The organism is Bradyrhizobium sp. USDA 10063, from assembly GCF_054063735.1.
In genome coordinates this window covers 8,958,206-8,971,900 of the sequence record NZ_JBSSGP010000002.1, presented here as the reverse complement: position 1 = coordinate 8,971,900, position 13,695 = coordinate 8,958,206, and the positions used below count along the sequence as shown (strand labels likewise).

Sequence of the window (13,695 nt, the reverse complement as noted above, 5' to 3'; positions counted from 1 at the left end):
CACCATGCTCGCCCACATCGGGGGCCTCCAAACCAGGAATAAAGCTAAACATTCCGGCCGACATTCAATGCGTCAGCACGATCGACACCTGGATTTGACCGCGTGTACGCAACACTTCGAGCGACACTTCGCCATCATGGCGGCGGACTCTCAGATCGACACTCGAGGCGCCGAGCTGCAGGTCCCGCAGGATCGCCTCATTCAGGAATTCAGGCAAGCGCGGATCGCGCAGCCTGATCTCGCCGCGCGCGGCGTCGAATTCGAGCCCCAGCGCCGCCTCCACCAGCGTAAAGGGGGTCGCGCTCGCCCAAGCCTGTGGCGCGCAGGCTACCGGATAGAGCACACGGTCCGCGCCGCCGTTCGCGCTGGAACCCACAGAACAATTCGGGCAGCCGCCGCAAATCCATGTAGCTTGCGGCGTCGAACAGGCCCTTGAACAGATGCGCCACCGCGTGTTTCAGCCCGTAGCGGGCAAAGCCGAGCGCGATCAGCGCATTGTCGTGCGGCCAGATCGAGCCGTCATGATAGGACATCGGGTTGTAACGGACCTCGTTCTTGCCAACCGTGCGGATGCCCCAGCCCGAAAAGAAGCTCTGGCTCATCAGCTCGGCTGCGACCAGCCGCGCGCGGTCCTCCCGGACGATGCCGGTGAACAGGAGCTGGCCGGCATTCGAGGTCCGCACCCGGCACGGTTCCTTCTTGCCGTCGAGCGCCAGCGCATAGGTGCCGAGTTCCTCGCACCAGAACGCCTCCTCGAAGCGCTGGCGCAGCGTTTCGGCCTCCGTGTCGAGCCTGGAAGCCCGATCGGCATAGCCGAGCCGGCGCGCCACCCTGGCAAGCAGCCGCTTGGCCGCGAACACATAGCCCTGGACTTCGCAGAGCGCGATGTAGCCCTCCGCCAGCCTGCCGTCGGCATGGAAGATGGCGTCAAAGGAATCCTTCCAGCCCTGGTTGGCGAGGCCCTGCTCGGTCGCGCGCTGATATTCGATGAAACCATCGCGATCAGGATCGCCGGGGCCGTCGATCCATTGCAGCGCTGCCTCGATCGCAGGCCAGAGTTCCGCAAGCGTCGCTTCGTCGCCGGTGCGCTCGAAATAATGCCCGGCGAGCAGCACGAACAGCGGTGTCGAGTCGACGCTGCCGTAATATTGCGCGAACGGCACCTCGCGCAGCGCCGCCATCTCGCCGCCGCGCATCTCGTGCAGGATCTTGCCGGGCTCGGCATCGGCAAGTGGATCGACGCTCTTGGCCTGGAAGAACGCAAGCCGCTTCAACACGCCTTGCGCGATGCGCGGATCGATCCACAGCATCTGCAAGGCGGTGATCAATCCATCGCGGCCGAAGGTCGTCGAGTACCAGGGGATACCGGCATAGGGATAACGGCCCTGCGGCGTCTCCGTCATCAGCATGTTGAGGTCGGCCATCGCCTGGCACAGCACCTCGTTGAAGATGTTGTTGGAGGTCTCGATGGTCCCGGCACCTGCTGTCGAGCGCCGCATCTCGCGGCGATGCGCGAGCAGCCCGCGAAAGAACGGCACCGGCTTGTGCATGATAGGCTTGTTGCAGGACACCGCGATGAACAGCGAGGTGACCGCCTTGGGCGCCAAGTCGAAATGATAGGTCGCGGCATTGACCGACAGCCGCGTCGGCTTCGGATCGAAATGCAGCGCCGTGATCCGTACCTGGCCATCCAGTCCGCCGTATTCGAGCACGACATCCGTCGGGCCGAGCAACCTGCTCGAGCCGGTGCCGCGCCGCGGCCGGCGCTCGCCGCGCACCTCGAACAGATCGGCAAAATCATTGTCGAACAGCAAGGTGAGATCGAAGCTCGCCGGATGGTCGCCGTGATTTTGCAGGCCGATGCGCTGATAGGCGGTGCCGCGCCACAGGAAGATCGAGCGCACGATGTGCAGCGTGTCCTTCTGCAGCACCAGCCGGCCATTGCGATAAACGTCGGAATTGGTGAGATCGACGGTCAGCGACGAATTGTCGTCGCGCATGTTCGAGCCGAGCAACAGCGGCTGCACGTCGTCGAGCACCATTTCCAGTCGCGCGAGATAGCGCGTATCGGCGTTGAACAGGCCGTCGGGCCCGCCGGCGGAAGCGCCGATGTCGCCATGGCTGTCGAGCACGATGAACGTATCGTCATGTTTTAGCGACCGCCGCGGCCTTGCGGCGGGACCCGTCATCGGGATGTAGAAGGGGGATTCCGCGATTTTCTCGATGACGCGCGTGGTCGAAATTTGCGTGACGATCTCCGCTGCCATTTAGACCTCGAGCGCTTCTCTCGGGTTGCGATGGACGATGATTATACGCAACTTCCGTGGAATCAGGCAGCCTGGGTGGCGAGGCGGCCCATTTCGCGCGCGACCAGTTCGCGGTACGGCCCCCTGCCCTGCACCAGGATATCGGGCGGCCCGTCCTCGACGATGCGGCCGCCCTGCAGCACGACCACGCGGTCGAAGCTGCGCAGCGTGGCCAGGCGATGGGCGATCGCCACCACGGTCCGCCCGCGCATCAAGCGCGACAGGGCTTCACGTATGGCCTCTTCGGACTCGCTGTCAAGCGACGCAGTCGCCTCATCGAGCAGAAGGATCGGCGCGTCCTTCAAGAAGGCGCGAGCGATCGCGATGCGCTGGCGCTGGCCGCCCGACACCTTGACGCCGCGATCGCCGACGATGGTGTCCATTCCCTCGGGCAAATTCTCGATGAAGTCGCAACGCGCCGCGATCGCCGCCCGCAGTACCTCGTCGTCGGTGGCGTTCGGGCGTCCGTATCGGATGTTTTCCAGGATCGAACGGTGGAACAGCGAGATGTCCTGCGGCACCACCGAGATCGCCTCGCGCAGGCTCTGCTGCGTGACCCGCGAGATATCCTGGCCGTCGATGGTGATGCTGCCGCGCTGCACGTCGTAGAAGCGCTGCAGCAGTGTGAACAGCGTCGACTTGCCGCCGCCGGATTGCCCGACCAGGCCGACCCGTTGGCCGGGCTGGATGCGCAGGTTGAACTTGTCGAACACCTGCATGCCGCCCGGATACTGGAACGAGATGTTGTTGAAGGCGATCGCGGCACCGCTCTTGATCAGCGGCTCGGCCTCCGGGTGATCCTTCAATTCGTGCGGCACCAGCAGCGTCGCGAGCGCCTCCATCAGGCGGGCGACGTGCTGGGTGGCATCGACCAGCGCCACGGCCAGATCGCGCGTCGCGCTCAGGATGCAGATCCCGAGCGTGCAGACCAGGACCACGTCGCCGGTCGTGGCGGCGCCCTGCTGCCAAAGGTTGATCGCCCAGGCCAGCATGCAGATGGTGAGGACCACCGTTACCGCCGCATGGGTGAGGCGCAGCTTTTCGAGATAGCGCAGGCTGCGGCCCCGGGCGGTCAGTTCCCGGTTCACGGTCGTATCGAACCGGGCGTGCTCGAAGCTCAATCCGCAGAACGCCCGCACCAGCGGCATGTTGTTGATGACGTCAACCATCTCGCCATCCACGGCGGCGGCCTTGTTGGCAAAATCGTCGTGTAGCGGCCGGCCCGCGGCCGCCATCCGGAACATCCCGAACACCATGGTTCCCGCAATGACGACCAGCACCGCCGACATCGTCAGGCTCACGGTCCCGATCAACGCGATCGCCGCGAAGGTCGCGACGCATGGCGGCAGCACATTCCAGACGAACATGTTCTCGACCGTGTAGACCGCGTTCGAGGTGGCCGTGATCCGGCTGGTCAACATGCCCGGCAGGCGATCGCTGAAATAGCTCGGCGCGTGGCCGGTGAGGTGGCGGAACAGGTCGCGCCGGAGGTCGCCGGTGACGCCGACGAACGCGTAGCTCGCGATCCAGCTTGCGATCCGCCAGAGAAAATTATCGGCCGCGATCAGGGACATGAGCAGAACGAATGCCAGCCATACGCCGCCGGCCTTGGCTGGACCGCCCGACAGGCTGTCCACGAGGTTCTTCACGCCGTACTGCGTGCCCACCGAGCAGCCGACCGCGCCGAGAACGCAAGCCAATATTACGACGTGTGATGCGGGCCGCCGCCGCAGATAGCGCAGCACGAAGGGAAAGGGGCGGTGCGCATATCCTGAAAGATTGTCCATGACGCCTGCAAACCTGTTGAGCAGTAAGGTGAATTTCTTAGGGCACCGTCCCGCACACGATTCCGTGAGGGGCGGTGATCGATGTTTCGTATCGCGAAGCCATCACTGCGCAACAATTCTGCAGCACCGATAGTTGCGAAAATTTGTTCGCGGCAGATGGCATCAGCAAGACCACACTGTGAAGGAAGAAAGAACGACCCGCACACCAAAGGAACTTCGCACGTGCGGGAACGTTCCCGTTACGGCATGCCGGTGCCGGACAAATGGGGTTGGGCTTGATTATCCCACATCACACAGAGGAGACTAAAACATGCGCATCGCGCAGGTTGCGCCGCTGACGGAGGCTGTTCCCCCGAAGCTCTATGGCGGCACGGAACGGGTCGTGCACTGGCTGACCGAAGAACTGGTCATGTTAGGCCACGACGTCACCCTGTTCGCCAGCGGGGACTCACAGACCTCGGGCAAGCTGGAGGCGATGTGGCCGAAAGCATTGCGCCTGGATGGATCGGTTCGCGATCCCAATGCGCTGCACATGGTGTTGCTCGAACGCGTCAGACAGAAATGCGATCAGGAGGAGTTCGATTTCCTCCACTTCCATCTGGATTATTATCCGTGGTCGCTGTTCCAGCGGCAGCCGACGCCCTTTGTAACCACCCTGCACGGTCGGCTGGATCTTCCCGAGCACCAGCCGGTGTTCGACACGTTCCCGGAAGTGCCGGTGATCTCGATCTCCAACGCGCAGCGCCGTCCGGTGCCGCAGGCGAATTGGGTGAAGACGATCCATCACGGCCTGCCCGAGAACCTGCTGGCGCCGCAGGCGGTCACCCCGTCCTATCTCGCAGTGCTCGGCCGCATCGCGCCGGAAAAGGCCGTCGACCGTGCCATCAAGATTGCGATGCGTTGCGGCATTCCCTTGAAGATGGCGGCAAAGGTCGACCGCGCCGACCAGGAATATTACGACGCGTGCATCCGCCCGCTGATCGACGGGAATTCGCTGGTCGAGTTCATCGGTGAAATCAGCGACCGCGAGAAGCCGGAGTTCCTGAGCGGCGCCATCGCGCTGTTGCTGCCGATCGACTGGCCGGAGCCGTTCGGGCTGGTGATGATCGAGGCCATGGCCTGCGGCACGCCTGTTATCGCGTACAACCGCGGCTCGGTGTCTGAAATCATCGAGGACGGCCTGACCGGCTTCATCGTCGAGGATGAGACCAGCGCGGTCGGCGCGGTCGGCCGGCTTCCCGCGCTCAGCCGGCGCACGATCCGCCAGCGGTTCGAGGCCCGCTTCACCGCGCGCCGCATGGCGCTCGACTATCTCAACGCCTATCGCGACCTGATGGAAGCGGCCTCGCCGCGTGTCAGGCTGGTGGCAAGCGCGGAGTAAGTGGCGGCGTACGGTGCCGTAGCGCCGTAGATTCCATGGGGCGGTGAGCGCGCCCTTTCCGGTAGGTTTGGGTTTCCACACTCGAACCATCGGAGAGTCTGATGCAAGCATTGACCAAGAACACGCCCACCGCCGGGCATTGTGGCACGATTTTCGTTGCGATCGAACTGAGTCAGAAGACGTGGCTGGTGACGCTGCACAGTCCGGATCGGGACCGGATATCGCGCCACAAGCTGGAAGGCGGCGATCACGCCGGGCTGCTGGCGCTGATCGAGCAGGTCAAGGCCCGGGCGACTGCGAAGCTTGGAGCGGCGCCGCGGGTGGTGAGCTGCTACGAGGCTGGCTATGACGGCTTCTGGCTGCACCGGCTGCTCGCGGCGGCTGGGATCACCAACTTCATCTTCGACCCGGCGAGCATCGCGGTGGAGCAACGGGCGCGGCGGGCGAAGACAGACCGGATCGATGGCGAGCTTCTGCTGCGCACCTTGATGGCTCATTTGCGAGGCGAGCCGCGGGTGGTGCGGATCGTCCGGGTGCCGAGCGTGGCCGAGGAGGACGCCCGGCGCGCCAGCCGCGAACGCGAACGACTGGTGAAGGAGCAGACGGGGCACACCAACCGGATCAAGGCGCTGCTGCGCCTGTTGGGCATGGCGGCCGGCACCTTGCGACGACGGACCTGGCTCGCCTGGCTGGAGCAGCAGCGGGACTGGCAAGGGCAGCCGCTGCCGCCGCAGCTTCTGGCCGAAGTGAAGCGCGAGCATGCCCGGCTGATGCTGGTGCGCGACCAGCTCAAGGCGCTGGAGCAGGCCCAAGTCGCTACAGAAGTCGCGGCAGAAGTCGCGGCGGAAGCCGCCGCGGCGCCGGCGCCGATGGCGAAGCGACGGGATCAGTTGCAGCAGCTCAAGGCGCTCGGCCCGGCGTTTGCCGCGACGCTGGTGAACGAGGTGTTCTACAAGGACTTCCGCAACCGGCGCGAGGTCGCCAGCTATTGCGGATTGGCGCCCAGTCCCTGGCAAAGCGGCAGCATCGATCGCGAGCAGGGGATCAGCAAGGCCGGCAACCGGCGCGCCCGCCACAAGACGATCGAACTGGCCTGGCTCTGGCTGCGCCATCAGCCGGACAGCGCGCTCAGCCGCTGGTTCCGCACCCGCACCGAAAACGCCGGCAAGCGCGCCAAGCGCATCGCCATCGTCGCGCTGGCGCGCAAGCTGATCGTGGCGCTGTGGCGCTATCTCACCACCGGCCTTGTTCCGGAGCAGGCCGTGATGAAGGCCTAGCACCGGACCACGCCACCAGGGCGAGGCGGCTCCGCGCCGCGCGCCCCGTACAGGATGGATGATGACCGTGCCACCCAGGGGCCCAACCAGGCCGCTTTGTAGATGGGTCTCATCCTCTTGGCTTCCTCGCCGCAAGCATGCGGAATGTGGGTACGGATCAGCCGATCCGACCGGATATGAGGTGATGCAGTGAGCTGCAGAAATCTTCGGAAGCCAATCCTCGCCCGGGGCCCGGTCGTCGCGCTGCGCTACGCATGGCTCCGCGCGCCGCCCTCTCACTGCAAAAACCCAACCCGCACCGGTTCAAGAGCCTTGACTCACAAAGCCCCATATGAGGGTGGGCAAAGCGCAGCGTGCCCACCCTTGCGGGCGTACACTTGGTGGTGGGCACGGCGCCAAGGCGCCTTTGCCCACCCTACGCGACGCCGTCTCCTCAACTCACCGCTGTTCGCTTCGGCTCGACGATCTCGAACATCCGCGGAAACTCGTCCATCAGCGTCATCAGCTCGTTGAGCCGCATCGCGTTGCCGCTGACTGTGATCTTGCCGCTGGCGACCGCTTCCGGAAACGTCGTCAATTTGGCGATGACTGCATCGAGCGTGCTGCGCGCCAGCGTGAAGCTGGCATCGACGTCCTCGGCTTGCGCGTCGGCGACGTAGGTCAGCGCGCAATTCTCCAGGTTGAGAACGAAGGTCTCGTGGGTGTCGGTGAATTTCCAGTTCAGGACGATGCGCTTGCCCTCGGCCTTGGGGCCGTTGAGGCGGATGCCGAGCACGTCCCAGAGCTGCCCGGTGCGGAGCGCGGCGAGCGTTTCGCGCGGCATCGCCGGCCGCGCCGGCGCCTTCGGCATGCCCTGCCGCAACTCCTGCGCCCCGAACAGATAGCTGTTCCGCCAGGTCGCGCTTTCCGCGGCATAGCCGAGTTGCTCGAACGTATCGGCGAGCAGCGCGCGGGCCGCCTGATTGTCCGGCTCGGCGAACACCAGATGGCTTACCGCCTGCGCGACGAAACGGAATTCGCCGTTGGCGAAGTCTTTCCGCGCCCGTTGCAGGATCGCATCCGCGCCGCCCATATACTCGACATATTTCTTTCCCGATTCGACCGGCGGCAGCGGATCGAGATGGACCGGGTTGGCGTCGTACCAGCCGAGATATTTCTGGTAGATCGCCTTCACATTGTGCCTGATGTGGCCGTAATAGCCGCGCCCGTGCCAGGCGCCTTCCAGGCTTTTCGGCAGACGAATGGTCTCCGCGATTTCGCTTGCGGTGAGCCCATGGTTCATCAGGCGGATGGTCTGGTCATGCGCGAACTTGTAGAGATCGCGCTGCTGGCGGATCATGGTGTCGATCCGTTCTCGCCCCCGCACCGGCCAATGATGCTGCCCGCACATCGCCTCCGCCTTGCCGCCCCACATCTTGAGCGCCTCGCCGAGATATTTCGACCACGCCAGCGCATCGCGCACATCCGCGCCGCGGAACGGCAGGAGATTGTGGAAATTATGGGTGCAGTTCTCCGCAAGATTCAGGAGCTTGTAGCGCGGCAGGTAGAAATGCATCTCGGCCGGCGCCTCGCTGTTCGGCGCCATCTGGAATTCGAATTCGACACCGTCGATCATGCGCCTGTCGCCAGTGGCGAGGATCAGGTCGGTCGGCCGCAACAGCACGACCGATCCGGCCGCCATCGACTTGCCGAGGCCGCAATCGACCTGTCCACGCGCGCCCTTCGCCAGGAAGGGCCCGAACTGATATTGCGCGCGCCGCAGCATCGCGGGTCCAGCGATGATGTTCTCGGAGACCGCGTGCTCCATGAACATGTCCGGCGCGATGATCGGGACCTGCCTGCTCGACAATGTCTCGTCATCAAGCACCCCGCGGGCGCCGCCCCAATGATCGGTGTGGGTATGGGTGAAGATCACGGCCGCGACCGGACGCTTGCCGCGATGCCTGAAATAAAGCTCCATCGCGGCTCGCGCGCCCTCGATCGAGGTCAGCGTGTCAACCACGATGACGCCGCGGTCGCCTTCGATCAGCGTCATGTTGGCGATATCGAGCCCGCGCACCTGGTAGACCCCGGGCACCACCTCGAACAGGCCATGATGCATATTCAATCGCGACTGCCGCCACAGGCTGGGATTGACGGTGGGCGGGGCGTCCTGCGCGGTGAGGAATCCGTAGGGTTCGAGGCTCCAGACCACCCTGCCCTGCGCCGTGGCGATATGCGCGTTGTCGATGGTGCCGAGGAAGCCGCGCGCCGCGTCGTCGAAATCGGCCGTGTCGTGGAATGGCAACGTATCCAGCATCGCCGCATGCTGTGCGACCACGGAGGGCGATGCATCCTTGGGAGCTTCGCCGGCAATTGTCTCGGTCATGTCTGGTCCCTCCCTGCCTGGCCGTTCGGTCCGGCTGCAGAGAGGGATTTATGAGCCTGTGGCTTCAGGCGTCAAATGCGTTTTGTCGGCTGCGCTACTTCTTCACCTTGCTCGCATCCATCTTGATGCCGGTATCCAGCATCCTGGTCGAGAACGCCGTGCTCACGTCGAACGGCTTTTCCATGCCGAGATAGGTGTGCACCAGGTCGTAATCCTTCTTCATCCGCTCGGCATCGATCCAGCCCAGCGCCTTGGTCGTGGTGAACTCGTCGGTCATCAGGAACTTGATGCGCTCCCACTGCCGTTCCTGGTTCTCCCGGTCGAGGCCGGAGACCTGGTCGAGCAGCGCCTTCAGGCAGGGCGCAACGTCGGCGACGCAGGCGGCGTAGGCCTTCTGGGTGACGCGCACGAATTCCTCGGCCAGTTTCGGATTCTTCTGAAGGAACGCGCCGTTGACGATCAGCGAGTTGCCGTAAGGATTGAGCCCGATATCCTTCCAGTTGAGGTAGCCGAGATCGGCGCCGAACTCGATCACCTTGAGATCGTGCTCGTTGTAGAAATCGCTGATGATGTCGACGGTATGGCTCTTCAGCGCCGCGATCTTCGCGGTCGGGCCGACATTGACGAAATTGACGGCATCAGGCGCGATCCCGGCTGCCTTGGCGAAAGCCGGCCACATCACGCGCGAGGCGTCGCCCGGCGGATTGCCGATCTTGTGGCCGGGGAAATCCTTCACCCCGTTCACGCCGTAGCTCTTCAGCCAATAGAAGGTCTGCCCGGTATTGGCATAGATGCTCATCAGTGCCACCACGTCGGCGCCCTTGCTCTTTGCCACCAGCATGGTCGCGAGGTCGGCGATGCCGAACGGTGAGCCGCCGGAGCCGACCTTCAGCGATGAGACGCCGGAGCCCTTGCCGGTCTCGATCGTGAGGTCGATGCCGGCCTTCTCGTACCAGCCTTGCGCCTTGGCGTAATAGAACGGCGAGTGATCCGCTGTCGGCGTCCAGTTCAGGATCAGATTGACGGATTCGGCGGCGCGCGCCGGCGCAACTGATGCGACTGGCGCAAAAGCCAAGCCTAGAGCCAGGGCTGCAAGCCTCAAACCCTTCATCGCAATTCTCCCTGTCTGCAACCCGGCCTTGTCGCACCTCGTTTGTGACGTTACCAATGCAACAAGGCACCGACGTAATTGTCAACTGTTTGGTTGAAAATGCTGAAGAGACGATCCGACGACACAAAGCCGCAGCGGCGCGATCCGGTCGCCACGCAACGGAAACTCCTAACCGCGGCGCGGCGCGAATTCGCGCAGAACGGGCTTGCCGGCGCCAGGGTCGACGAGATCGCGGCCAGAGCCGGCGTCAACAAGCAGCTTGTCTACCATTATTTCGGCGACAAGGACGCGCTCTACCTCGCCGTGCTCGAATGGGTCTATGAGGAGATCCGCGAGCAGGAGCGCAAGCTCAACCTGGAGGGACTGCCGCCCGAACAGGCGATCAAGAAGCTGATCGAAGCGTCGTTCGATCACCTCGCCGCCCATCCCGACTTCATCGTGCTCCTCAATGACGAGAACCGCGGCGGCGCCCGGCACGTCCGTGGCTCCCGCCGGCTGGAGGCCATGCACTCGCCGCTCGTCAGCATGGTCTCGAAGATCCTGAATGAAGGCGTGCGCGCCGGCGTGTTCCGGCGCGGCATCGATCCGGTGCACCTGTATATCTCGATCGCGGCGCTCAGCTACTTCTTCTTTTCCAACACGCCGACGCTGTCGGCGATTTTCGGCAAAGACCTGTCGAGCACGGCAGCGCGGCGGGCCCGGCGACGGCACGTGACCGACCTGGTGATGCAGTCGCTCCGGCTGTAATCAACCAGATGGTTGAAAGATTGATGTAGCCGGGCTAGGCTGATGGCAGGCGGCCGGACGGCCGTGTTTCGAAGGAGCAATTGGTGTTCGGTGACAGCGGGCGATCCACGCGGTCCATCGCGATCATCCTGATCGTGCATCTTGCCGTGATCGTGCTCTGGCAGGTGCTGGTCGACGCCTTCCAGGTACCGAAATTCATCCTGCCCTCGCCGCTCGCGACCGTCGCCACGCTCAGCTCGGCCAAATATGCCTGGCTGTCGAACCTGCTCGTCACAGCCGCCGAGATCCTCGGCGGTTTCTGCCTCGGCGCGCTGGTCGGCGTTGCGCTCGCCGTCATCTTCAGTTGGTCGCCGCTGGTGAGCCTGTTGCTGCTGCCGCTGTTCGTGACGCTGAACATGATCCCGAAAGTGGCAATGGGACCGCTGATCATCGTGTGGTTCTCCTACGGCATCGTTCCGAACATCCTGATCGCCTTCAGCATCTGCTTCTTTCCGATCCTGCTGACGACCGCACGCGGCCTGCGCGAGGTCGAGCCCGACCTGCTCGACCTCGTCAAATCGCTGCGCGGCTCGCGCTGGACGCTGTTCCGGAAGATCCAGTTGCCGGGATCGCTGCCTTACGTGTTTTCGGGCATGAAGGTCGGCGCTATCCTCGCGGTCGCCGGCGCCATCGTCGGCGAGTTCATCGCCTCCGAGCGCGGGCTCGGCTACCTCATGATCCAGGTACAGTCCTCGCTCGACACGCCGGCCATGGTGATGGCGGTCGTGCTGCTGACGCTGCTTGGGGTCGCGCTTTACGGCCTGGTGCTCGGCCTTGAACGGCTGTTCGTGGTCTCCGACATCAGGCTGCAATAAGAAACGAAGGGAAGAACCATGCTGCTCACGCGTGATACTTTGCCGAAGACCATCCCGGATGTTGCAGCGCTCGACGACTTGCTGTGCCGGCCGAGCCAGGCGTTGATCGACGATATCAGCAAGGTTAGCGGCGACATCATGATCCTCGGTGTCGCCGGCAAGATGGGACCGACGCTGGCCGGCCTTGCCAAGGCCGCGGCACCGGATCGCCGCGTCATCGGCGTCGCCCGCTTCAGCGATCCCGCGGTGAAGGACTGGCTCGAGAAACGCGGCATCGAGACCATCAATTGCGACCTGTTGGACGAGACCGCGATCAAGGCGCTGCCGAAGGCGCCGAACATCATCTTCATGGCCGGCCGCAAATTCGGCGCCGAGGGCGATTTGTCGCTGACCTGGGCGATGAATGCGCATGTTCCCGCGCTGGTCGCACAGGCCTTCCCCGCTGCGCGCATCGTCGCGTTCTCGACCGGCTGCGTCTATCCGTTCGTGCCGATCGACGGCAAAGGTTCCGATGAGGACATGGCGCCGAACCCGCCCGGCGAATACGCGCAGTCCTGCGTCGGGCGCGAGCGCATGTTCGAATATTTCTCGAAGAAGTTCTCGACGCCCGGCCGCCTGTTCCGCCTGAACTATGCGATCGACATGCGCTATGGCGTGCTGCACGATATCGCAACCAAGGTGGTTTCGGGCACGCCGATCGACGTCAGCCTCGGCCATGTCAATTTCATCTGGCAGGGCGATGCCGCTTCGCAGGCGCTGCGGTGCCTGGCGCATTGCACCACGCCGACCTCGCCGATCAATGTCAGCGGCCATGAGATCCTCGCGGTGCGCGATCTCGCCGCCAAGTTCGGGGTTCGCTTCGGCCGTGAGCCGGTGATCGTCGGCAAGGAGGAGCCGACGGCGTGGCTGACCGATACATCGCAGGCGGTCAAGCTGTTTGGCTTGCCGGTCGTCGACACCGAACAGTTGATCGCCTGGACCGCGGACTGGGTGGCGCGCGCGATGCCTAGCCTCGGCAAGCCGACCAAATATGAGGTGCGCGATGGCCGATACTGAGCCTGCCGCCATCGTCGAACTCGGCGCCAACGACGCAGCCGCTGGGCTTGCGCTATCGACCGAGGCATATTGGAACCAGAACGAGGCCGACTGGCGCTTCTTTCTCACCAATGGCATCGTGTTCGGCGTCCGTGACGGAACGCACCTGGTCGCAACCGCGGCGCTGCTGCCATATTCCCGCGGCAATGCCTGGATCAGCATGGTGCTGGTGACCGAGCGCTGGCGCCGCCGCGGGCTCGCGACCCTGCTGGTCGACGCCTGTCTCGACGCGGCAAGACAGCGCGGGCTCACCACCTGGCTCGACGCGACGCCGGCAGGCGCCACGGTGTACGGCCCGCTCGGCTTCACGCCGACACTGCAGCTCCGGCGGTTGCGGCTCGAACACTCAGCGCAGGAGGCGCCCGCGATGCTCGCGACCTCCGATATCGACACGTTCAGCGCGCGCGACGGGCGCGCCATGGGATTTGAGCGCAACGCCCTGCTCGCCGAATTCGCCGCGCGCCCGGGCTCGCGCATTCTGTCCCGCGACAGCGCGATGGCGCTGGTGCGCGACGGCCGCACCGCACGCCACATCGGTCCGTTGTTCGCAGATAGCCCAGCGGACGCGCTGGCACTGGTCGATGCGATCAGCCGCACCGAAAGCGGCAAGCTGCTGATCGACGCGATTGCATCGCAGGAATCGTTCATCGCCGGGTTGACCGGTGCCGGCTGGAACATCGAGCGGCCGTTCCAGCGCATGCGGTTCGGTCGCGCCACCACACAAAGCGAAGAGCTTCCCTTCGCGGTCGCCGGCCCGGAATTTGGATAG

At 64.3% G+C, this 13,695-nt stretch carries 9 protein-coding genes and 1 pseudogene; 6 read left to right on the top strand and 4 right to left on the bottom strand.

The features are described from left to right. Window positions 1-64 precede the first annotated feature (64 nt). A pseudogene (locus ACVJGD_RS43800) lies at window positions 65-2,267 on the bottom strand (amylo-alpha-1,6-glucosidase). A gap of 62 nt (window positions 2,268-2,329) precedes the next feature. After that, window positions 2,330-4,093, bottom strand: coding sequence for an ABC transporter ATP-binding protein (locus tag ACVJGD_RS43795; protein WP_456639886.1), 1,764 nt, complete (start codon window positions 4,091-4,093; stop codon window positions 2,330-2,332). A gap of 310 nt (window positions 4,094-4,403) precedes the next feature. On the opposite strand from ACVJGD_RS43795, the gene ACVJGD_RS43790 reads away from it, so the two are divergent. Continuing rightward, window positions 4,404-5,474 (top strand): glycosyltransferase family 4 protein, encoded by a 1,071-nt coding sequence (locus ACVJGD_RS43790; protein WP_456639885.1) that lies wholly within the window; start codon window positions 4,404-4,406, stop codon window positions 5,472-5,474. Between the two features lie 101 nt (window positions 5,475-5,575). Then, entirely contained in the window at window positions 5,576-6,751 is a 1,176-nt protein-coding gene (locus ACVJGD_RS43785) for an IS110 family RNA-guided transposase (protein WP_456632918.1), read from the top strand. Between the two features lie 433 nt (window positions 6,752-7,184). Here ACVJGD_RS43785 and ACVJGD_RS43780 read toward each other — a convergent pair whose 3' ends face one another. Continuing rightward, window positions 7,185-9,119, bottom strand: a complete 1,935-nt coding sequence (locus ACVJGD_RS43780) for an alkyl/aryl-sulfatase (RefSeq protein ID WP_456639884.1) — start codon at window positions 9,117-9,119, stop codon at window positions 7,185-7,187. Window positions 9,120-9,213: 94 nt separating this feature from the next. Then, entirely contained in the window at window positions 9,214-10,230 is a 1,017-nt protein-coding gene (locus tag ACVJGD_RS43775; protein WP_456639883.1) for an ABC transporter substrate-binding protein, read from the bottom strand. Window positions 10,231-10,329: 99 nt separating this feature from the next. Between ACVJGD_RS43775 and ACVJGD_RS43770 the strand changes: the two genes are divergently transcribed. The 4 genes from ACVJGD_RS43770 (at window position 10,330) to ACVJGD_RS43755 (ending at window position 13,695) form a co-directional block, all read left to right on the top strand. Then, entirely contained in the window at window positions 10,330-10,977 is a 648-nt protein-coding gene (locus tag ACVJGD_RS43770) for a TetR/AcrR family transcriptional regulator (protein WP_456639882.1), read from the top strand. An 83-nt stretch (window positions 10,978-11,060) separates the two neighbouring features. Next, the gene (locus ACVJGD_RS43765) at window positions 11,061-11,831 is read left to right on the top strand and encodes an ABC transporter permease (protein WP_456639881.1); all 771 of its coding nucleotides are present in this window, start codon (window positions 11,061-11,063) and stop codon (window positions 11,829-11,831) included. Window positions 11,832-11,849: 18 nt separating this feature from the next. Then, window positions 11,850-12,887: an NAD-dependent epimerase/dehydratase family protein gene (locus tag ACVJGD_RS43760; RefSeq protein WP_456639880.1), complete on the top strand. Its 1,038-nt coding sequence runs from the start codon at window positions 11,850-11,852 to the stop codon at window positions 12,885-12,887. Continuing rightward, window positions 12,874-13,695 carry a GNAT family N-acetyltransferase gene (locus ACVJGD_RS43755; protein ID WP_456639879.1) on the top strand — a complete coding sequence of 274 codons (822 nt, stop codon included), beginning with the start codon at window positions 12,874-12,876 and terminating at the stop codon, window positions 13,693-13,695. The genes ACVJGD_RS43760 and ACVJGD_RS43755 overlap by 14 nt, the downstream gene beginning before the upstream one ends.